Source organism: Paenibacillus sp. sgz302190 (genome assembly GCF_059820445.1).
Window position 1 is genome coordinate 144059 of sequence record NZ_JBZYAO010000002.1, and the last position, 18795, is coordinate 162853.

Here is an 18795-nt window from a genome sequence, read left to right on the forward strand (position 1 = left end):
GGCTGCTCCTTTTTTAATTAAACGTTCCTGTCAGGGCTAAGAACATGTTATCCTTCCGGATCAACGAACCGCGTACCCTTTCGTCGAATTCAATTTGCCTGTCCAAATGACGTAACCCATCCCAACATACGTTAGCCCCCAGAAGAAAGCAAAATATTTGTTGTCTTCGACAGGCAGTACCATCGAGACCAGCATCAGTACTAGCAGTACCGCGATCCAGCGGGGAAACACATTCGCCCTGTACGTTAAAAACGTAAACACCAGCGTGCCTCCTGTAAAACCGAAAAGAGCAAATGAACGGGAAACGGCGAAAATGATTCCGTCTTGATTCATTTCCGGCTTGACGGACTCCATGGAAGACCAGACCAGGCAGGATGTCACGATATTGCCGATAATGATGGAAAGTATGGTAATAAATCCAATGACACCGGTTTCTCTCGATTGTACCATGTACGTGGCTATCGTGCCGACGGACATCAAAATACAGGCAACGAATCCGAAGATCAGTTCCGGCGCGCTATCCGTCCCCCAGATCAGAGAGCTTGGCGTCATCCCCATACGTACGATTCCCGCCAGTAAACAAATCATGCCCAACCATCGAATCACTTGTTTTTCACTCATATCCATACAGCCTCCTGTTTCATTGATCAAAACGTCGATGCGCTTAATTATAAGCCGCGGAACAGCACGGGAAACAGAGAGAGCCGTCACAATGTTCAGGGAAACCGGAACGGGACATTTTCGGGAAATCCGGGAAGTTGGCCGGGAAATTGCGCATTTCGCATATTCAAGCCGCAGGAGGATCGTTATAATAGAGGTAGATTTTAGTTAAAAGCGGAGGGGACTTATGCCGCAAACACCGGCACGGATCGCCGATCCGATGGATGAACCGGCAAACCGGCTGCCAACAAAATGGATCCTGCTTTGTTTGCAGCTTCTGGTGGCCGTATTTTGCCTGATAACTGTCGTGCTGTATACGACGGGCATACCAAAATATTACCAATGGCTTGTTTCGACATGTATGATGAACGGCTGCGGCGCCTGGGTTCCGGCCATGCCTCTCGGTAACGAGGGAGCCACTCACATGAGCCTGGAGACGTACGCCGTCATCTTCGTATGCATTGACGTTATTTTTACCCTTGTTTATTATGGCGCTGCGCTGCTCATTTTTTGGAAGGGTTATCGCGAGCCGATGGCGGTTCTGGCCGCTTGGGCCATGGTCTCGTTCGGTACCTCGTTCCCTTCGCTTACCTCGGTCGCTTTTCAGGGCATCGTCCTGCAGGAGTGGTGGTTTACACTTGTGGCCACTTTCGGTTGGATCGGATTATCGCTGCTATTCCTGCTCTTTCCGAACGGTTCGTTCGTGCCCAGATGGACCGTAGCGGTTTTTATCGTCATAACGGTTGTTGGTGTAGGCAGCTTTATTAACCACGGCAGCATTTGGAGAGAATTCAACATTTCCGCTTACCTTGAGCTATTGTGGTACACTTCCTCAACGCTGATTTTGATCTATTCGCAAATATACCGGTTTCGCAAAGTATCCTCGCCGGCGCAGCGCCAGCAAACCAAATGGGTCGTGTATGGACTCGCTATCGGCATGATCGGATTTGTCGGGATGAGCATTTTGTTTAATCCGCGCCTGAATGATGGAAGCGCCTTAACCTACGTGTATCTTAACGCGTTTCTTAATCTAAGCTTGCTAGCGATCCCGTTTACGCTGACTTTGGCTGTGCTCAGGCATCGGCTGTGGGACATCGACCCGCTGGTTAACCGCACGCTGGTATATGGGGCATTATCCCTTTGTGTCGCCGCGATCTATATTTTCTCAGTCTTTTATTTAAGCCAGTTATTCGAGACCAGGGATAACTTGTTCGTCTCCTTGGCGGCTACGGCGGTGGTGGCGGTCGCCTTCGCACCGCTGAAGGAAAAACTGCAAAGGCTCGTTAACCTGATGATGAAAGGACGGCACGACGACCCTTATGCCGTTTTGCTGGAACTGGGAAGCCAACTGGTCAGACCGCTTGCGCCGGAAGCGATGCTGGAGGCTCTTGCTGCTACCGTAAAGGAGTCGCTGCGCTTGCCGTATGCGGGTATTACGATCGGAGTGGGAGGACAGGATACGCTCGTCGCCGCGGTCGGAGAGCCGACCCACGAGGTGCTGCCTTTTCCTATCATTCACCGCGGGAAGCAGTTGGGTACGTTCATCTTGTCCAGGCGCTCTCCGGGTGAAGCCTTTTCATCGGAAGATAACAAGTTTCTGGATGTGCTGGTGCATCAGGCAGGGCCAATCGTCGAAATTGTGAATATGACGCTGGGGATGAAGCTTTTGGCCGAGGATTTGCAGGAATCCAGGGGAACACTGGTGCTGGCGCGGGAGGAGGAGCGTCGGCAAATCCGCAAAAATTTGCACGACGATCTCGCTCCCCGGCTTGCGGCGCTGGCGTTAAATGTTGCTACGGCGGAGAAATATGTGGTCAAGCAGCCTGAGATTGCGATCGAGATGCTGGCCGATCTCCGGAAGGTTATCCGCGCGACGGTGGAAGAAATTCGAACGCTCGTGCATGACTTGCGCCCGCCTTCCCTGGACGAGCTCGGTTTGATCAGCGCGATCCAAGAGAGGATCAGCGAGTTGAATAAGCCGGCAAAGCTGCTTGCCGACGAAGAGGGCACCATGCCGATCCATATCCGCCTGATCGAGCCGCCGCCGCTGCCGGAATTGCCGGCAGCGGTGGAGGTTGCTGCCTACCGCATTGTCACGGAGTCTTTGGTCAATGTGCTCAAGCATAGTCAGGCGACCCTTTGCACTGTCAAACTGCATGTGTCGGCAGCGCAGCAATTGGTGGTGGAGGTGACGGATAACGGCAAGGGTCTGCAGCCGTCTCACGCGCAGCGGTTTTCCGGCAAGGGAGGCATCGGGCTCGTTTCCATGAGGGAGCGGGCCGCGGAGCTCGGCGGAAATTGCTTGATAGAACGGATAGAGAGCGGCGGTACACGCGTGCTGGCCGTGCTGCCGATTTGATACGAGGAGGGGAATGAAACTGAGAATTATCATTGCAGAAGACCATCCGTTATTTCGCAGCGGAGTACGGAATTTGCTGCGCACCACGGACGATCTGGAAATCGTCGGGGAGGCGGCATCCGGGGAAGAGGCACTCGAACTTGCTGCGCAGCTGCAGCCCGACCTTGTGCTTATGGATATTCGCATGCCCGGCATAAACGGTATTGAGGCGACGCGTCTGATCAAGGAAAGGCATCCGGCAATCGAGGTTTTGATTTTGACGATGTTTAGAGATGATCAATCGGTATTTACCGCTATGCGGTACGGAGCCAAAGGCTACATGCTGAAAGACGCCGATGAGGATGAGCTGCTGCAATCCATACGGATGGTAGGCAGCGGCGGAGCTGTGTTCAGCTCGGATATCGCCGGTCGGATGATGCGCTACTTCTCTCAGGCCCAAACCGTACCTGCGGATGATCCAACCTTTGCGGAGCTCACCAAACGTGAGATTGAAATTTTGGAGCGGGTCGCGGAAGGCGACACCAATGCCCAGATCGCAGCCCGGCTGCACATTAGCAATAAAACGGTGGCCAACTATGTGTCGAACATTTTAAATAAGCTTCAGGTCACGGACCGCAATGCTGCGAAACGTTTGGTTCAGAAGTCCCGAGAGGATTAAACTGAATTCGACCTTGCGGCCCTACTTCGTACACCTCTTCATTCGTTTAAGACGGATGGGAGGTGTCACCAAGAAATTCGTGTTTGTAAATCGCATGAATCCTCTCCAAAACGTTCCGCGCTTGATCTTTAAATTTTAAATCTGCAACCTGACCTTTCAGCAAAAAAACGCCGGTCTCATCACGGTGTTCCCCGAGAGCACCCTCATACAGCTGGTTGGCGCCATGGGTAGGCGGAGGGAAAAACAGCTTCATAAGCGGTTTAACCAAAATTGGCAGCCCGGATTTTTTCCCTTTTCTTAGCGTATTGTTGCCGCCGGGGTCAACGCTGCGGATCTTGATGCCGTCCTTGGCGAGCTGCGGTGCGATGGCCTGAGTCCACAACGAAAGCGCCAGCTTTGAGGTGGCGTAAGGACCAATCAACTTGCGGAAGGTTTTGGGGCGCTCCAGGATTTCAATGTTAAACTCTTTCGTAAATTTAAGCGCTGAAGATGAGGTATTGATCACCGTTTTTAAGCGGCCGTTTGTTAGGAGTTCCTTCAATTCCATCAGAATGATATACGGAATGACCGTCATTAGCTCATAATGGCTCTCGCGCCCTTGCTTCGAATAGCTCAGCTCGTGAAAGCTCCCACCGGCGTTGTTGAACAAAATATCGATCCGCTGCTCTTTACCTTTGATCTCTTCCAAAGTCCGTCTCAAGCCGGAATAATCGGCGAGATCCGCTATTTTATAAATACGAACCCATCCGCTCTTGACGGCTTTTTGGATTTTCATATCGTCCGCCGGAAAGTCTGAACGGTTCAAAGCGACCACCTGCCAGTCCTCCGACAGTAATTTCCGGGTTAATTCCAACCCGATCCCGGCGCTTGCACCCGTAATCAGTGCGATATTTTCGCGTTGGTTCGTGGTCATTGCACGTCTCCTCCTGAAGTTGGGATATTTTCCCCTAATAGCGAACATTGTAGAACTTGGAGTCGGCTCCAAGTCAAGGCGCGAAAACAAAGTTTTTGTCCAAAAGATAAGAGACTTGACTTGAAGCCAGCTCCAAGATGTATAATGCACAAAAAAAGCAATTTCCGGGAGGGAGCAGGGTGAAGGCAGAGCAAACTTTTACGATAAAGCAAACCGCCGAGCAAACCGGCATTTCCGAGGATACGATCCGTTATTACGAAAAGATCTCGCTTATCCCCCGGGCGGACCGGAAGGACAACGGGCACCGCGTCTACCGGCAGGTGGACATCAATACGATCCGGTTGATATCCTGCTTGAAAAAAACGGGATTGCCCCTGGAGGAAATGCGGCCGTTTTTGGCGGTTTCCGCCGACACCGATCCCGCGGATTATCCCGATTTGGTGGAGCGCTTAAGGAGCCACCGGGAAAATATCGTCAGTCAAATCGCCTCGCTGCAGCAGGTCGTCGATTTTATCGACATGAAGCTGGAGGAGGGGAGATACCGCCGGGACTGGTCGGATGAAAGCCAGAACGGCATGTCAAAGAAAACGATGGGAGAACCGAAACCAAGGCCCGTCTCTCCCGTTGAGATGAGTTATTTTTCCGTATCGGTCAAAGCGGACAAATCACCGGCTAGGAATATGTTCAGGACTTAAGAAGGAGCTGCCGCGGCAGCTCCTGTTGCTTTTTCACAAATTCAGGTACATATGTCGTTGTGGAACGCATGAGTGAGCACCCTAGCTTGACAAATGTGGATTACACATGTAATATCAAGTTTGTATTACGGTTGTAATCCAAAGCGGGACAGGAGGTGAGCATGTGAAAACCGTACCCCACATAACCGATGCAGAATGGGAAGTCATGAAGATACTATGGATCAAGTCGCCCCGCACGGCTAATGATGTGATTGAGGCGCTGCAGGATCGGACGGAGTGGAAGCCCAAAACGATTCGAACCTTGTTGAACCGATTAACCCAGAAGCAAGCGATATCGTTTTCGCAAGAAAACAGAGTCTATGCTTATTTCCCATTAGTTTCTGAGGGTGAATGTGTGAAATCCGAAACACAATCCTTTCTAAAAAGGGTTTATGGCGGTGCTTTGAAGCCGATGCTTGTTCATTATTTGAAGGAAGAGCAGCTATCGGCGGAAGACATTAAAGAACTGAAAAGCATCCTTGAAGATAAAACGAAATGATAAATATGCCGAGTCGGGTAGTTTACGTTTACTGGAGTACTCCATTTTGATTCATGAAAGGAAAGGGTGAAAGTGAACCGGATAGACGAACTCCTCGTGCATCTTTTTAATTGGATTTTGTCGGTATCTGCCATGGGTGCCGTTACGGTCGTGCTGATCCTGCTGACACAGCGTATCCTGAATAAACGAATGAAGCCCAGATGGCATTACTTGATGTGGCTGTTATTGATTGTACGACTGCTTCTGCCTTGGGGCATTGAGAGCGAGTTAAGCATTTATAATTGGATACCCTACCCTCATACCATTCACGACAATCCAACGGCTCAGATAGTCACAGACGGGGAAGCTGTAGCTGCGGAATTAACAACTGCAAACATTTTTTATCGGTACGCTTTGTATATATGGCTTCTTGGGACCGGCATATTCGGGGCGTATACGTTTGTGATCAACCGGAAATTTGCCTCGAAAATAACGAAAGAGACGACGCCGTTAACTGATATCGGGGTCCTGCAGTTGTTCTCTCATTGCCAAACGCTAATGTCGGTTCGTAAACCTGTCACTCTAGTTGTATCGAACAAACTGGCCTCGCCAACGTTGTTTGGATTTTGGAACACCCGATTGGTTATGGCGCAAGCCGTCCTGGACAGTTTACAGCAGGAGCAACTCCGGCACATCTTCCTGCATGAATTAGCACATTGTAAGCGCAATGATATCGGAATGAATTGGCTGATGCAGATCCTGTTGATTATTCATTGGTTTAACCCGATTCTTTGGTACGCTTATCATCGTATGCGCGAAGACCAGGAGATCGCAAGCGATGCTCTGGCTCTTACTTATCTCGAACCGGAAAAACGCTCGGATTACGGTTATACGCTCATTCAGTTGTTAGAAAAACATGCGCTTCCTGTAAGGGTGCCGGGCAATGTCAATGTATCAGGGGGCAAATCACAGCTGAAAAGGAGAATTATCATGATCAAATATTTTCAAAGTCATTCATATCGCTGGTCGTTCGTTGGTTTTGCTGCCATTCTACTCATAAGCGGATGTTCTTTGACGAATGCAAAAATAGATCAGCCCCCGGCGCAAATGTCGAATGCGTCGGCATCCGATCAAAAGACTGTGGCAACTTCCGACCCAAGTTCGCCTAAACCGGATAAAAATTCGGCACCTGATGCAGCGGTTGGAACGAAGTCCAGCGCTTCCAGCGCTTCCAGCGCTTCCAGCGAACCTGCGAGTTCAAAGTCGGAGTCCATAAACGCAGAAACAACACCGGCAGCAGCTGCGGCTCCTGCACAAATGCCTAAACCACAAGAAACTACAGTTCCTGTATCAGAGCCTGCACCGGGAAACACTGCGGTTCAAGAACCAAAGCCTGTACCGCAAGAAGCTGTAGTTCCTGTATCAGAGCGTAGACCGCGAAACACTGCGGCTCAAGAACCAAAACCTGTACCGCAAGAAAGCGCGGTTACTGCACCTAAGCCTGTACCACAAGCTGCTCCATAAGCCACTGCAAATCCGAAAGCAAAGGAAAAGACGATCCCCCGGCAAGTACCGGAAAATCGCCCTGTATCACATTTTTTGGTGGTTTAACTCTTGAAGTAGTGACCTTCTTCAAGGTCCGGAATCAGTGCGAGGTGCACCGGCTTCCAGCCCAGGAGTTGCTGTGTCTTTGCACTCGACGCAGGGTTGTCGGCCGACGCGAAGGAACCGAGCCAGCCGAAGTGGGCTTCTGCCTCTTCGCGGGAAATGCTGGCGACCGGCAGGTTCAGGTGGCGGCCGATGACGCCGGCGATGTCGCGGAATGGCACGCCCTCATCGCCGACACCGTGCAGCCGTGAACCCGACGGGGCGGCTTCCAACGCCAGCCGGAACAGGCGCGCCGCATCGAGGCGATGCACAGCCGGCCAGCGGTTGGACCCGTCGCCGATGTAGGCGGAGACGCCCTTGTCGCGAGCAATGCCGATCAGCGCCGGGACAAAGCCATGATCGCCAAGACCGTGCACGGACGGTGCGAGACGGACGACCGAAGATCGCACCCCGCGCTCAACCAGCGCGATCGCGGCCTTCTCGGAGTGCCGCGGTGTATGGATCGGCGTGTCTTCTTCCGTCCCGAGACGTCCCGGCGAGAGCATGAGCGTCCCCGAGGTGACGACGAATGGTTTGTCGGAGCCCTCAAGCGCTGCTCCGATGGCTTCGATCGCCTGCCTATCGGTCTCGGCGGCGGCCGCATAGTTCGAGAAGTCGTGAATGAAGGCAAGATGGATGACGCCGTCCGCAGCGGCAGCGCCATTTTGCAGGCTGTCGAGGTCATCTAGGGCACCGCGATGCACCTCTGCTCCGGCGGCTTTCAATGCCGAGGCAGCCTTGTCGGAGCGGGCAAGCCCGACGACCTGATGCCCTGCAGCGAGGAGCCCGTCAACAACAGCAGATCCGATGAATCCGGTGGCTCCGGTGACAAAAACACGCATAATGAATACCTCCTAATATGAAATCATTACTTTCAAGTGAAATGATAAAGTATAGAGTGCACTCGATAGCAATACAGTTCGAATCAATGTTATAATAAAAATATGAAAAATAAATTTTCAAGCAAACAAGTTTCTGAAGAGACCGGATTAAGCATCCACACATTGCGATACTATGAGCAAATCGGTTTAATTAACGGTGTCGAACGGGACGAAAAAGGATATCGTCAGTATTCGGAGTCCGATATCGCATGGTTTCAAGTTATCAAATACTTTCGGGCAATGGGGATGCCCATTCGGGAGATGCAGCAGTTTGCCGCTTTGAACAATAGTGAAGTCTCCACCATAACAGCACGACGGGAATTCATGGAGACCTATCGCAGCAATGTTATAGATCAAATGAAGGAACTTGAAAACACGCTGGAGAAAATCGATCATAAAATCATTTTTTTCAAAAATCTAGAGAACTCAGAGGGTTAAAAATGATTCAATCCATTGTTCATATCGCTCTAGTTGTAAAAGATTATGATGAGGCAATTGAGTTTTACACAAAAAAGCTGAATTTTACATTAGTTGAAGATACATATCAGCCCGAGCAAGATAAACGATGGGTAGTAGTTTCACCCCCCGGTTCGGTTGGGACTACAATATTATTGGCAAAAGCATCGAAATCTGAACAGGAACCATTCATCGGGAATCAAACGGGTGGTAGGGTGTTCCTCTTTTTAAACACCGATGACTTTTGGAGAGATTATAATGAGATGGTTTCAAGGGGAATAGAATTTGTTAGAGAACCTAAAGAACAACCATATGGAATGGTTGCTGTATTTAAGGACTTATACGGGAATTTGTGGGATTTGCTGGAGTTAAATGAAGATCATCCGATTTCTAAACGAATGAAGTAACGAAGAAAGGAGCAGTTTGCCGCGGCGGCAGGCTGCTCTTTTTTTGATGAATCGGGCAGGGCAGCGGGACTGGTCAAGAGCGGATAAGCCTGTTCAACGCAGCTACTCCCGTACTTTTGAAGAGGGATTTTTTGCTTGTTTGGACGCCGCCATTGCCTCCACTCCTGCCAACAGGAGATCTGTACCGAACTTGAAGTGACGATCCGTATCGACGCAAGCCGCAATATCAGGGGCAACTTCAACGAGCCAAGGATATTGTTGTTGCGGAAGGCCTCCATAGAACTCCAGCAATTTAGCCCCCCATACCCGGCGCTCTTCTTCCGAGCCTTGTACGAAACCATCTCCCGTTACAACCAGAGACACCACTTGATTTAGCAAATGTTCAAAAATCAAGAATGCTTCTTGGGGCTCGAAGCCGGCGCTGCGGAGGATGCCAATCGAAGTATCGAAAATCTTGAGCCTGTTCGTAGAAGGCAGGGATCGCCTGGACAGCAAGCTTCTGCCCGATGGGTGCACGAGCAGCACCCGGCGCAGAGCGTAAAGCAACCCCCTCACCTGTTCCCGCCAATCCGCCTCATTTACTGCCGAGGTATCGAAAGAAGCCAGCATATGTTCGGTCATAGCGTCTAAAAGGTCATCCTTATTGCGCACATGCCGATAGATTGCCATGGGTGTTACGCCGAAATCGTGGGCTAACCGCCGAAAACTGACCGCTTCGATTCCTTCCGTATCCGCAATATTCAATGCCAGCCCCACGATAGCCTCTCGACTAAGGCGGACAGGGCCTTTCCGATTATGGGTACCTTCAAGTTTTTGATCATTGTTATTGTGGACCACAGTTCGACGCCCCCGAAAGAAAAAGTGTAACAATATTATAACACAGGAAAGTTGACAGGTATACGCCGTATACATTGGAGTATGAGGAGTTGATCGCGAAATGAAATTCCGCAAAATTAGCCCACTGGCGATACTTTTTAGAAGTAAAAGAAAACGCAGATTTACTTTGCTGGCAATCGCGGCCGTTTTAACGCTGATCGTTAGCTCAGGGTTTGTGCTTTATCAGCCGTTGATGGTTGCTTCGGGTTATACCAGCAAAGAAGTTTGTTCCGGAACCTTTGTTTCGGGCATGGATTCCAACCAGGTTTACGCGGACATGGTCAAGCCTGAAGGGGCCATCAGTCTCATCAGCAGTTTGATTCACATCAACGTTGACCATGAAAAGCTGGATGTAACAACGACAATCGCAGGACTTTATAAAACACAGGCGGTGTACGGCGATGGGATGGGATGCATGTTGGTGCATACACCCGAGGACGTTACTCTGGCTGCAACTGCTGATTCTAGTTCCACAGCCGGCCCATCGGATTCGCTAGCTCCTGAAATAGCGGGACCCGCCGTGGTTGTGCCTAGGAACGAACAACTTGCCGCCGCGCTCGACCGAGCTTTTGCAGAGCGTGAGCAACCGCCTTATATTCGTACCCAAGCGATCGTTGTGGTCAAAGACGGAAAAATCGTGGCCGAGCGTTATGCTCCCGGCATAGGCGTGGACACGCAATTATTGGGATTCTCGGCGACAAAATCCGTCACCAACGCGCTGATCGGCATTCTGGTCCGGCAGGGAAAACTGAATGTCGACCAACCGGCACCTATTGCAGCATGGCAAAATGACAACGATCCGCGTCACATGATCACAACAGATGAATTGTTGCGGCAAACAAGCGGACTCGCTCTTAAACAAACCAGTACAGGATTCGATCCTGCGTCCAGAATGGCATTTCTCGAGCGAGACATGGCGGGCTTCGCCGAGAAGGCCAAACTAGCTGCTGCGCCCGGAACCGAATGGGCTTATACCGACGGCAACTTCATACTTCTCTCGCGCATTATCCGCGACGCTGTCGGTGGTCAGGCCTCAAATGTCAGACAGTTTGCACAGCGTGAGCTTTTCGGGCCGACCGGCATGAAACACGTGACGCTGGAGTTTGATGCGACCGGCACGCCGAACGGTGCAATGTCTATGTTAGCATCTGCGCGTGATTGTGCTCGTTTTGGGCTCTTGTACCTGAACGACGGCGTGGTAGGTACTGACCGCATCCTGCCGAAAGGGTGGGTTAAATACTCGTCCTCGCAGACGCTTGATACCGGCTATGGAGCTGGCTTTTGGATTAACCTTGCTGCGAGTGGCAAAGCGCCGTATGGTCTTCCATGGGGGATGCCCCATGTGCCCGATGATGCATTTTTCGCCATGGGCAATATGGGGCAGCATGTTGTAATCGTACCGTCCCGGCATCTGGTCGTGGTACGATTGGGCATGTCATCTCATCCGGATGGTCTTATCGCTGGAGCCGACCGGCTAGTTGCCGATGTGATCGCGGCGCTTCAACAACAATAAATATGATTTAACATACGAAAAAAAGCCAGGTCATCTAGCAGTCCGCGGCCATGACCCAGCTTTTTTACCTCATAAGAATGTTAGCGACCAGGCGATCCGATTCGTACTAAATTTTGTTGTAAGACATTATTGCCTGTCTGCAGTTTTACCCCGGTTTTGGATGATCTGCCCAATCCGAAACAATTAGTCACCAAATCAGTAGTTGTAGGCACAGTTATTCTAACTTCATATTGGGTTATCGAAGGTTTAATAGCCACAAGAACATTAACGGTTGTGTTCGGTGGAATTGTACGCCTTCTTTTTACAATAATAATTGGTTTGCCGCTAGTCCAGTCGATAACTTGTACAATTACAGCCCTGGTTCTAAATTTGTTTAAATTAGCTATAATTGTCGCAGCAGTGTCAGTGCCGCCATTTCTAAACAGAACCCCTGTCGATAAAACAGGATCTTTTTTGGGTTTCACATTATTTGACAATATAATCCCTCCTCCCTGTTATATGTTATGGGATGAGGACATTAAGCGTTATGGATATACAAACAGAAAAAAGCGGAACTTGTAAAATCGCCCTGGAAGATGGGTCGTTGCTGCAAAATCAAGCTCGTTACGGAGGCAAAAACTTGCTGTTGCAGACAGAACGTCGAACCGCAGGGGGGCTGGGAGAAAGAATAGTATTACGTTTGAGACAATCCGGCTTGAGCTTAAATATGGTAAAATGAAATCAACCATTGTTCGTCTGATGCAATGAATGAAGGAGGGGTTGCGATGCAATGGCAGGAAGTAAGAGAACTGTTTCCGAATCAATTTGTTTTGCTGTCCATTCTTGACTACCGAGAAGAAGACGGGAAGAAAATCGTAACGGAAATGGCTCCTGTTCGGGTCATACCAGAAAAGAATGCTAACAGGGAATTCTTTAATGTGAAGCCGCGACAGCTTGTTTATCATACTTCTAACGAGGAGTGCATCATCTATCTACGCAACGACCCGCTTGTGAGGATGAGGCGTAATATATGAAGATTCATTATGATGGAAATCTTCTAACGATTACGCTTTCTGTAACTTATCGTGGGAAAACGATGCAAATCGCAGATGTTATCGTGGATACGGGCTCATCCCACACTATATTCAGCCCCGATGTGCTGGAGCAGATCGGAGTCACCTACGAAAATGGAGACCCCGTTTACGAGGCTTACGGGATTGGCGGAACCGTACCGTTTTATACTAAAATCATGGACGAAATTATCATTGATACCCTGAAAATCAAGCAGATTGAAGTCGATGTAGGGATGCTGCCTAAATCTCATAAGGGTTTGCTTGGCTTGGATATTTTGAGGGTAAACGGTTTTGTGGTGGATATGGACAAGCTGGAACTGAGGTTACCTGAATCAGCGGAACAAGTTCAATCCTCATGACCCTTTATGCAACCCCCATTTTGCCGAGGCGGTGAGCTCTCTGAAACCGGAGCTTTTGAGCCTCCTAAGAATCGAATCAGCGGCAGTCATGGACGCAAATGAGGTCCTAGACTGCCGCTGTTTTATTGAACTGATGATTAGTTAACTGTGGATAGGTGGAAATGGTCGGCATGGTCGGCACGAACTTCAATCTTCGTGCTGGTCAAGCCATGGTTTTTATAGAAAAGCACCTTGGAAACGCTCGAGTTGGCAACAGCAATTTCGAGGAATTTCTTCTCTTCGGCAGCCGACATTCCCGAATTGCGTATGTCAACCGACTTTCCGTCCTGATGGCTGCTGTGCTCCGGTGTGTCTGCGCCGTCAATTAAGCTCGCGTCGTTAATTTCCAGCTTCTTGCTGTATACGTTGTAGAAGCTTAGTGCAACTTGATCGAGCGTCGTTTTCGCCGAACTCGTCACGTAGCTATGATCAAGCTTGTAGGTGCTGTCTCCGGAAAGACCGCTGGCCGTATCATTATAGTTAATATAGTAGGATGTATTGCCCACGCGTACATATCCTTTCGGCGAGGAGCCTATTGCGGCATGCATGGCATTTCGGCTTCCCGCGCCGTAGATGCCGTCGGCGCTCAAGCCTTTCACTCGCTGGAACACCATCAGGTTGTCCTTTGTGGTCTGGTCAAAGTAATTATCCGTGCTTGTAATTTTAGCAACGCCTGTGAAATGGCTTTCATTGCTGCCGAAGGCTCTCCACGCTTTCAGGTTGTTCTTCAATACACCGATTTGCGCGTGTGTTTGTCCGAACGAATAAGAGGACTGGTAGCTAACGCCATAGAAACTGTTGGAACTGGCTGTACCTACGGCTGCGACGTTCGAATGACCCGCTACCGCGAAGGCACTGGAAGCGAACGCTACAGCAGTCGTGCACGAAACCGCAAACGCTACGAATAATTTACTCTTCAATTTCATCAATATCACCCTCCCAAATTGTTGTGGCATTTCTCCGAATATACGGAAGTAGATTGGAAATCTTTCAATCTACTTCCATTATCATACTACAAAATGGTAATTTTTGTGTGAAAATAGATTCAATAATATGTAAATTTATTTTGAAGCACGTTTTCAAGACATTCCGCCAATCCGGTATTATGAGGGCCAGAAAAGTCGCTTTTTTTGTTTGTTGACTATTTAGATAATTGGTACAATAGTGTTATAAAGCTATGACTGCGATGAATCCGGCAAGACATGATTTATTGAACCGGCAGCCGGACTTTAATCGTTATGAAAGGAGTATACACACTATGCAAAATCCGCAGAGCAAAAGCGCGCTGTTGGTCATGGATATGCAAAACAGCGTCGTATCGCGTTTCGTAGAAAACGAGAACGCACTGCTTCCGTTCCAAAAGGCCATTGAAGCCGCACGCAGGCACGCCATCCCGGTTATTTACGTACGGGTCGCATTTCGCACAGGTTATCCCGAGATTAGTCCTAGAAACAAAATGTTCGTGGGTATTTCCAAGCGGGCCGGAACAGCGGCCACGGAGACGCCGATACAAATTCACGAATCCGTGCAGCCCCGGCCGGACGAGCCGATTGTGACAAAGTTTCGAGTTAGCGCGTTCACCGGGAGTGACCTTGAGGTCATCCTTCGGTCCAGCCAAATCGACACGCTCATTCTCAGCGGTATCGCCACAAGCGGAGTCGTTCTATCGACTTTACGGGAAGCGGCGGATAAAGACTTTGCCCTTACGGTGCTTTCCGACGCATGTATCGATGCCGACCCCGAGGTTCATCGCGTTCTAATCGAGAAGGTGTTCCCCCTTCAGGCCGATGTATTCACTGTCGACGCGTGGGTGGACTCTTTAAATTAGGGCAATTCCTAGTTTAGGGATTGTGACTTTTTTCACGATCCGGGCAGGGGTAAGGCCTTCAGCAACCTTCTTTTTGTCAATCGCTGAAATTTACCTGCTTTTAAATAGCATATAAGTATCATATAATAGTAGATATCTTAATCAATAATTAATAGTGTTACACTATAATCAGGTTATAATTAATGCAGAAAGGGTGCGTGACTAGGTCGCACCCTGCCTTGCTGTGGAGCCTAAGCAAGAACGCCTTCATTTTTTCTTCAAATATCAGCGTGTAAGGACGGTAAACATGAGCAACAGACAAACCAAAACAGACGTTATCTTAATTGGTGCCGGAATCATGAGTGCGACTTTAGGGTCACTGCTGAAAGAATTAGTGCCGGACTGGAAAATTACAGTGTTTGAGAGGCGCGCAACCGCAGGAGAGGAAAGCTCTAACGAATGGAATAATGCGGGAACGGGGCATTCTTCACTGTGCGAGCTCAACTACACCGTCGAAAAAACAGACGGATCCGTAGATATTAGCAAAGCTATAAAAGTGAATGAAGAGTATCAGGTTTCAAAGCAGTTTTGGTCTTATCTTGTAAACAGCAAGCTGATACGTAATCCGCGGGACTTTATCGCGCCGGTGCCTCATATGAGTTTTGTACAAGGCGAAAATGATGTAACATTTTTGAAAAAACGGTTTGAAGCACTGTCTAACAATCCCCTGTTTCAAGGAATGGAATTTTCCGATGACCCGGAAAAACTGATGGAATGGATCCCGCTTATGATGAAAGACCGGACATTGAATTCACCTATAGCGGCAACAAGAATCGAGTCCGGGACGGATGTCAACTTTGGCGCTTTAACGCGCTTATTGTTTGATCACTTAAAGAGTAAAAGCGTCGATATAAAATTCAAACACAATGTCGATGATATTAAACGTACTAGCGACGGCTTGTGGGATTTGAAAATACGGAATGTCGATACCGGCACCGTCGAACGCCATACTGCAAAATTCGTCTTTATCGGCGGCGGGGGCGGAAGCCTCCATTTGCTGCAAAAATCCGATATTCCTGAAGGAAAGGGTATTGGAGGATTTCCGGTAAGCGGAGTATTTATGGTGTGTCAGAAACCGGATATTGTAGCGCGGCATCATGCCAAAGTATACGGCAAAGCTCCGGTCGGCGCTCCTCCAATGTCTGTTCCGCATCTTGACACAAGATTTATCGATAACAAAGAATCGTTGTTATTTGGGCCGTTTGCCGGCTTTTCGCCAAAGTTTTTGAAATTCGGTTCGATGTTCGATTTGATAACTTCCGTAAAACCGCATAATCTCGTAACGATGATGGCCGCAGGCGTCAAAAACATGTCATTAACAACATACCTGATCAAAGAAGTTATGTTATCGAAAGAAAAGCGGATGGAAGCTTTACGGGAATTCGTCCCGAACGCCAAAAGCGAGGATTGGGACTTGCTGGTAGCGGGCCAGCGTGTACAAATTATCAAAGATACTGCTGACGGCAAAGGAACGCTTCAATTCGGTACGGAAGTGATTAGTGCCGCTGATGGCTCGATAGCCGCATTGCTCGGCGCTTCTCCGGGGGCTTCTACCGCCGTTTCCGTCATGCTTGAGGTCATAAATAAATGCTTCCCGCAGCATATAAAAGCGTGGGAACCGAAAATAAAAGAAATGATTCCTTCTTATGGCTTGTCATTGTTGAAAAACCCGGAGCTTATCAACGAAATTCATACTTCAACAGCGCGGAATCTCGGTCTAGTCAATGAACTGCAACCTGTCTAGTAAACAGTATAAAATATAACTTAGAAGCGTCCGGAAATCCGGGCGCTTTTATACCATACGTGGATGTGCACCCCTTTTCAGGCTTCCCGCCTACAGGTTTTTTATTCCTATGAATAGCATATACCGAGGAACAAGGTCAATTCCATTTTAAAAACCAACGGTTGGGAGGACAGGCCGTGAACAAAGAAGAGCAGGTCATAATGGGTTTCAGGGACTTATTAAACAAGATGGTTTACCTTAATAAGTTTAAGATGGAAGACAGTCTTAAGGGCTATAAGCCTTCTGAAGTACATTGTATCGAATACATTGGAAGAAATGCAGATTCCAACGTGACAAAACTTGCGGAGGCCTTTTATATGACTCGCGGTGCCATAAGTAAAATAACTAAGAAGCTCATAAAAAAAGGCTTTATCGAAAGCTACCAGAAGCCGGATAACAAGAAAGAAATCTATTTTAGGATTACTGAGCAAGGGGAAGTGATTTATAAAATCCATGAGGAACTGCACAAAGAGTTTCAAGAGCGGGATAAAGCCGTATTTGAGCAGATAACCGAGGAACAATTTGACAGTATGCTTAGCTTCATGGAAAAGTATAGCAGGCATTTGGATGCAGAAATAAAGAAACAGGGTATAGATATTAAGTCGGAATAAATTTGAATCATGAAAATGAAACCACAAGCAGCCGGGCTCTATTGAGAACAGGCTGCATTTTTATTGTTATTATTTTGTTGACAAGGAAACAAAGTCGCAATACAATAAATTTGTTTCCGAGGAATCAAAATCATAACTTTTGAGGGGAGAATTTGAAATGTCCATATCTAGATCACACCATGAACAGAACACAGAACAGACCGTAGATAAACACGCTTTAATATTCGGTCTTATCTCTGTGTTTCTTTGCGGAATAGGCTTCAGTATCATAGCACCTGTCGTCCCATTCTTAGTGCAGCCTTATACAAGCAATCCGGGAGAACAAGCTATAGTTGTTACGCTGCTGACCTCTGTTTATGCAGTCTGCGTGTTTTTTGCGGCTCCCGTACTTGGAGCTTTGAGCGACAAATATGGCCGTCGTCCATTGCTCTTAATATGCCTTTTGGGTTCCGCAATCGGGTACTTAGTTTTTGGCGTAGGAGGAGCTCTATGGGTACTATTTGCCGGGCGCGTAATAGAAGGTATAACAGGCGGGAGCATAAGCACTATCTTCGCATATTTTGCTGACGTCATTCCTCCGGAACAGAGAACCAAATACTTTGGATGGGTGAGTGCGGTTGTAGGTGTAGGCACCGTCATTGGCCCAACTCTAGGCGGATTACTTGCCAAGTTTGGTTATTCTGCACCCATGTATTTCGGAGCAATCATAACTTTATTGAATGTTGTTTATGGAATCTTATATATGCCTGAGAGCCTTGACAAGAACAATAGACTGAAAGAGATTGCCTTTGTAAGACTGAATCCATTTACACAGCTTGCAAACGTACTTTCCATGAAAAACTTAAAAAGGCTGCTTGTCTCGGCGTTCTTACTTTGGATACCCAACGGATCTTTACAGGCGGTTTTTTCACAATTTACAATGGATACTTTCAGTTGGAAGCCTGCACTAATCGGACTTATGTTTTCAATTATGGGCTTCCAAGACATCATTTCACAAGGTTTCATAATGCCAAAGCTTTTGATAAAACTTAGTGATAAACAGATAGCAATTCTTGGAATGGTTTCGGAGATTATAGGCTACAGTCTTATTGCAGCATCGGCTTTGTTCTCATTCTATCCTCTTTTTATGGCTGGAATGTTTATATTTGGTTTTGGCGATTCGATCTTTGGGCCTTCATTCAATGGGATGCTCTCCAAGTCTGTTGGTTCTAGTGAACAAGGAAGGATTCAAGGAGGCAGCCAATCTATTCAGGCTTTAGCAAGAATGATTGGGCCTATCGTTGGAGGTCAAATCTATGTATCACTTGGTCATGCTGCACCCGCTTTTATGGGGATGATTCTTATAGCAGCGGCAATACTGGTTTTGTATAAGGGTACGCAGGCATATGAGGCTGGTTGGCAGTAGAGTATAATAATAGTCAGCCGCCTTTTCAGTTACAAGCGGCGGCTTGACCGACTAAGGCGGACTGTGGCAGTATGTTAAGAGATAAAACAACGAATGG

At 48.4% G+C, this 18795-nt stretch carries 21 protein-coding genes; 15 read left to right on the plus strand and 6 right to left on the minus strand.

Features of this window, described 5'->3' with window-relative positions:
• Window positions 1-60: 60 nt before the first annotated feature.
• The gene (locus tag AC6RNO_RS04180) at window positions 61-621 is read right to left on the minus strand and encodes a hypothetical protein (RefSeq protein WP_497104718.1); all 561 of its coding nucleotides are present in this window, start codon (window positions 619-621) and stop codon (window positions 61-63) included.
• 226 nt (window positions 622-847) lie between these two features.
• Between AC6RNO_RS04180 and AC6RNO_RS04185 the strand changes: the two genes are divergently transcribed.
• Window positions 848-3019, plus strand: coding sequence for an ATP-binding protein (locus AC6RNO_RS04185; protein ID WP_497104719.1), 2172 nt, complete (start codon window positions 848-850; stop codon window positions 3017-3019).
• A gap of 13 nt (window positions 3020-3032) precedes the next feature.
• Window positions 3033-3677, plus strand: a complete 645-nt coding sequence (locus AC6RNO_RS04190; protein ID WP_488435096.1) for a response regulator transcription factor — start codon at window positions 3033-3035, stop codon at window positions 3675-3677.
• Between the two features lie 46 nt (window positions 3678-3723).
• Here AC6RNO_RS04190 and AC6RNO_RS04195 read toward each other — a convergent pair whose 3' ends face one another.
• Window positions 3724-4590: an SDR family NAD(P)-dependent oxidoreductase gene (locus tag AC6RNO_RS04195; protein WP_497104720.1), complete on the minus strand. Its 867-nt coding sequence runs from the start codon at window positions 4588-4590 to the stop codon at window positions 3724-3726.
• A gap of 179 nt (window positions 4591-4769) precedes the next feature.
• Between AC6RNO_RS04195 and AC6RNO_RS04200 the strand changes: the two genes are divergently transcribed.
• From AC6RNO_RS04200 to AC6RNO_RS04210, 3 genes are all read left to right on the plus strand, one after another.
• Window positions 4770-5285 carry a MerR family transcriptional regulator gene (locus tag AC6RNO_RS04200; protein WP_497104721.1) on the plus strand — a complete coding sequence of 172 codons (516 nt, stop codon included), beginning with the start codon at window positions 4770-4772 and terminating at the stop codon, window positions 5283-5285.
• A 205-nt stretch (window positions 5286-5490) separates the two neighbouring features.
• Entirely contained in the window at window positions 5491-5823 is a 333-nt protein-coding gene (locus tag AC6RNO_RS04205; protein WP_474682552.1) for a BlaI/MecI/CopY family transcriptional regulator, read from the plus strand.
• A gap of 72 nt (window positions 5824-5895) precedes the next feature.
• A complete protein-coding gene (locus tag AC6RNO_RS04210; protein ID WP_497104722.1) occupies window positions 5896-7326 on the plus strand; it encodes a M56 family metallopeptidase in 1431 nt (476 codons plus the stop codon).
• Window positions 7327-7409: 83 nt separating this feature from the next.
• Here the strand turns inward: AC6RNO_RS04210 and AC6RNO_RS04215 are convergent, their stop codons facing one another.
• Window positions 7410-8291 (minus strand): NAD-dependent epimerase/dehydratase family protein, encoded by an 882-nt coding sequence (locus AC6RNO_RS04215; protein ID WP_497104723.1) that lies wholly within the window; start codon window positions 8289-8291, stop codon window positions 7410-7412.
• Window positions 8292-8393: 102 nt separating this feature from the next.
• On the opposite strand from AC6RNO_RS04215, the gene AC6RNO_RS04220 reads away from it, so the two are divergent.
• Window positions 8394-8768 carry a MerR family transcriptional regulator gene (locus AC6RNO_RS04220; protein WP_474682405.1) on the plus strand — a complete coding sequence of 125 codons (375 nt, stop codon included), beginning with the start codon at window positions 8394-8396 and terminating at the stop codon, window positions 8766-8768.
• A 2-nt stretch (window positions 8769-8770) separates the two neighbouring features.
• Window positions 8771-9193: a VOC family protein gene (locus AC6RNO_RS04225; protein ID WP_474682406.1), complete on the plus strand. Its 423-nt coding sequence runs from the start codon at window positions 8771-8773 to the stop codon at window positions 9191-9193.
• Window positions 9194-9295: 102 nt separating this feature from the next.
• Here AC6RNO_RS04225 and AC6RNO_RS04230 read toward each other — a convergent pair whose 3' ends face one another.
• Complete coding sequence (locus tag AC6RNO_RS04230) at window positions 9296-10030, minus strand: TetR/AcrR family transcriptional regulator C-terminal domain-containing protein (protein ID WP_497104724.1); 735 nt, start codon at window positions 10028-10030, stop codon at window positions 9296-9298.
• 100 nt (window positions 10031-10130) lie between these two features.
• Here AC6RNO_RS04230 and AC6RNO_RS04235 point away from each other — a divergent pair, with 100 nt between their 5' ends.
• Window positions 10131-11582, plus strand: coding sequence for a serine hydrolase (locus tag AC6RNO_RS04235; RefSeq protein ID WP_497104725.1), 1452 nt, complete (start codon window positions 10131-10133; stop codon window positions 11580-11582).
• A gap of 80 nt (window positions 11583-11662) precedes the next feature.
• Here AC6RNO_RS04235 and AC6RNO_RS04240 read toward each other — a convergent pair whose 3' ends face one another.
• A complete protein-coding gene (locus tag AC6RNO_RS04240) occupies window positions 11663-12058 on the minus strand; it encodes a hypothetical protein (protein WP_497104726.1) in 396 nt (131 codons plus the stop codon).
• Between the two features lie 50 nt (window positions 12059-12108).
• Here AC6RNO_RS04240 and AC6RNO_RS04245 point away from each other — a divergent pair, with 50 nt between their 5' ends.
• Genes AC6RNO_RS04245 through AC6RNO_RS04255 form a run of 3 tightly spaced genes read left to right on the plus strand, consistent with a single transcriptional unit; the run spans window position 12109 to window position 12993 of the window.
• Window positions 12109-12300 (plus strand): hypothetical protein, encoded by a 192-nt coding sequence (locus AC6RNO_RS04245; RefSeq protein WP_474682410.1) that lies wholly within the window; start codon window positions 12109-12111, stop codon window positions 12298-12300.
• Window positions 12301-12346: 46 nt separating this feature from the next.
• Window positions 12347-12595 carry a hypothetical protein gene (locus tag AC6RNO_RS04250; RefSeq protein WP_474682411.1) on the plus strand — a complete coding sequence of 83 codons (249 nt, stop codon included), beginning with the start codon at window positions 12347-12349 and terminating at the stop codon, window positions 12593-12595.
• Window positions 12592-12993 carry an aspartyl protease family protein gene (locus tag AC6RNO_RS04255; RefSeq protein ID WP_474682412.1) on the plus strand — a complete coding sequence of 134 codons (402 nt, stop codon included), beginning with the start codon at window positions 12592-12594 and terminating at the stop codon, window positions 12991-12993. The genes AC6RNO_RS04250 and AC6RNO_RS04255 overlap by 4 nt, the downstream gene beginning before the upstream one ends.
• Before the next feature lie 137 nt (window positions 12994-13130).
• Here the strand turns inward: AC6RNO_RS04255 and AC6RNO_RS04260 are convergent, their stop codons facing one another.
• On the minus strand, window positions 13131-13958 hold the full coding sequence (locus AC6RNO_RS04260; protein ID WP_497104727.1) for a peptidoglycan-binding protein: 828 nt from the start codon (window positions 13956-13958) through the stop codon (window positions 13131-13133).
• A 332-nt stretch (window positions 13959-14290) separates the two neighbouring features.
• Between AC6RNO_RS04260 and AC6RNO_RS04265 the strand changes: the two genes are divergently transcribed.
• The 4 genes from AC6RNO_RS04265 (at window position 14291) to AC6RNO_RS04280 (ending at window position 18698) form a co-directional block, all read left to right on the plus strand.
• Complete coding sequence (locus AC6RNO_RS04265; protein WP_497104728.1) at window positions 14291-14860, plus strand: isochorismatase family protein; 570 nt, start codon at window positions 14291-14293, stop codon at window positions 14858-14860.
• A gap of 223 nt (window positions 14861-15083) precedes the next feature.
• Window positions 15084-16643 carry a malate:quinone oxidoreductase gene (locus AC6RNO_RS04270; protein ID WP_497104729.1) on the plus strand — a complete coding sequence of 520 codons (1560 nt, stop codon included), beginning with the start codon at window positions 15084-15086 and terminating at the stop codon, window positions 16641-16643.
• A 176-nt stretch (window positions 16644-16819) separates the two neighbouring features.
• Window positions 16820-17293 carry a MarR family transcriptional regulator gene (locus tag AC6RNO_RS04275; protein ID WP_497104730.1) on the plus strand — a complete coding sequence of 158 codons (474 nt, stop codon included), beginning with the start codon at window positions 16820-16822 and terminating at the stop codon, window positions 17291-17293.
• A gap of 157 nt (window positions 17294-17450) precedes the next feature.
• A complete protein-coding gene (locus AC6RNO_RS04280; protein ID WP_497104731.1) occupies window positions 17451-18698 on the plus strand; it encodes an MFS transporter in 1248 nt (415 codons plus the stop codon).
• Window positions 18699-18795 lie beyond the last annotated feature (97 nt).

Excerpts from the sequence above, each read along its gene's own strand:
- AC6RNO_RS04180 (WP_497104718.1), bottom strand. The coding sequence starts at position 621 with ATGAGTGAAAAACAAGTGATTCGATGGTTGGGCATGATTTGTTTACTG.
- AC6RNO_RS04185 (WP_497104719.1), top strand. The coding sequence starts at position 848 with ATGCCGCAAACACCGGCACGGATCGCCGATCCGATGGATGAACCGGCA.
- AC6RNO_RS04190 (WP_488435096.1), top strand. The coding sequence starts at position 3,033 with ATGAAACTGAGAATTATCATTGCAGAAGACCATCCGTTATTTCGCAGC.
- AC6RNO_RS04195 (WP_497104720.1), bottom strand. The coding sequence starts at position 4,590 with ATGACCACGAACCAACGCGAAAATATCGCACTGATTACGGGTGCAAGC.
- AC6RNO_RS04205 (WP_474682552.1), top strand. The coding sequence starts at position 5,491 with ATGAAGATACTATGGATCAAGTCGCCCCGCACGGCTAATGATGTGATT.
- AC6RNO_RS04215 (WP_497104723.1), bottom strand. The coding sequence starts at position 8,291 with ATGCGTGTTTTTGTCACCGGAGCCACCGGATTCATCGGATCTGCTGTT.
- AC6RNO_RS04220 (WP_474682405.1), top strand. The coding sequence starts at position 8,394 with ATGAAAAATAAATTTTCAAGCAAACAAGTTTCTGAAGAGACCGGATTA.
- AC6RNO_RS04225 (WP_474682406.1), top strand. The coding sequence starts at position 8,771 with ATGATTCAATCCATTGTTCATATCGCTCTAGTTGTAAAAGATTATGAT.
- AC6RNO_RS04235 (WP_497104725.1), top strand. The coding sequence starts at position 10,131 with ATGAAATTCCGCAAAATTAGCCCACTGGCGATACTTTTTAGAAGTAAA.
- AC6RNO_RS04245 (WP_474682410.1), top strand. The coding sequence starts at position 12,109 with ATGGATATACAAACAGAAAAAAGCGGAACTTGTAAAATCGCCCTGGAA.
- AC6RNO_RS04250 (WP_474682411.1), top strand. The coding sequence starts at position 12,347 with ATGCAATGGCAGGAAGTAAGAGAACTGTTTCCGAATCAATTTGTTTTG.
- AC6RNO_RS04255 (WP_474682412.1), top strand. The coding sequence starts at position 12,592 with ATGAAGATTCATTATGATGGAAATCTTCTAACGATTACGCTTTCTGTA.
- AC6RNO_RS04260 (WP_497104727.1), bottom strand. The coding sequence starts at position 13,958 with ATGAAATTGAAGAGTAAATTATTCGTAGCGTTTGCGGTTTCGTGCACG.
- AC6RNO_RS04265 (WP_497104728.1), top strand. The coding sequence starts at position 14,291 with ATGCAAAATCCGCAGAGCAAAAGCGCGCTGTTGGTCATGGATATGCAA.
- AC6RNO_RS04280 (WP_497104731.1), top strand. The coding sequence starts at position 17,451 with ATGTCCATATCTAGATCACACCATGAACAGAACACAGAACAGACCGTA.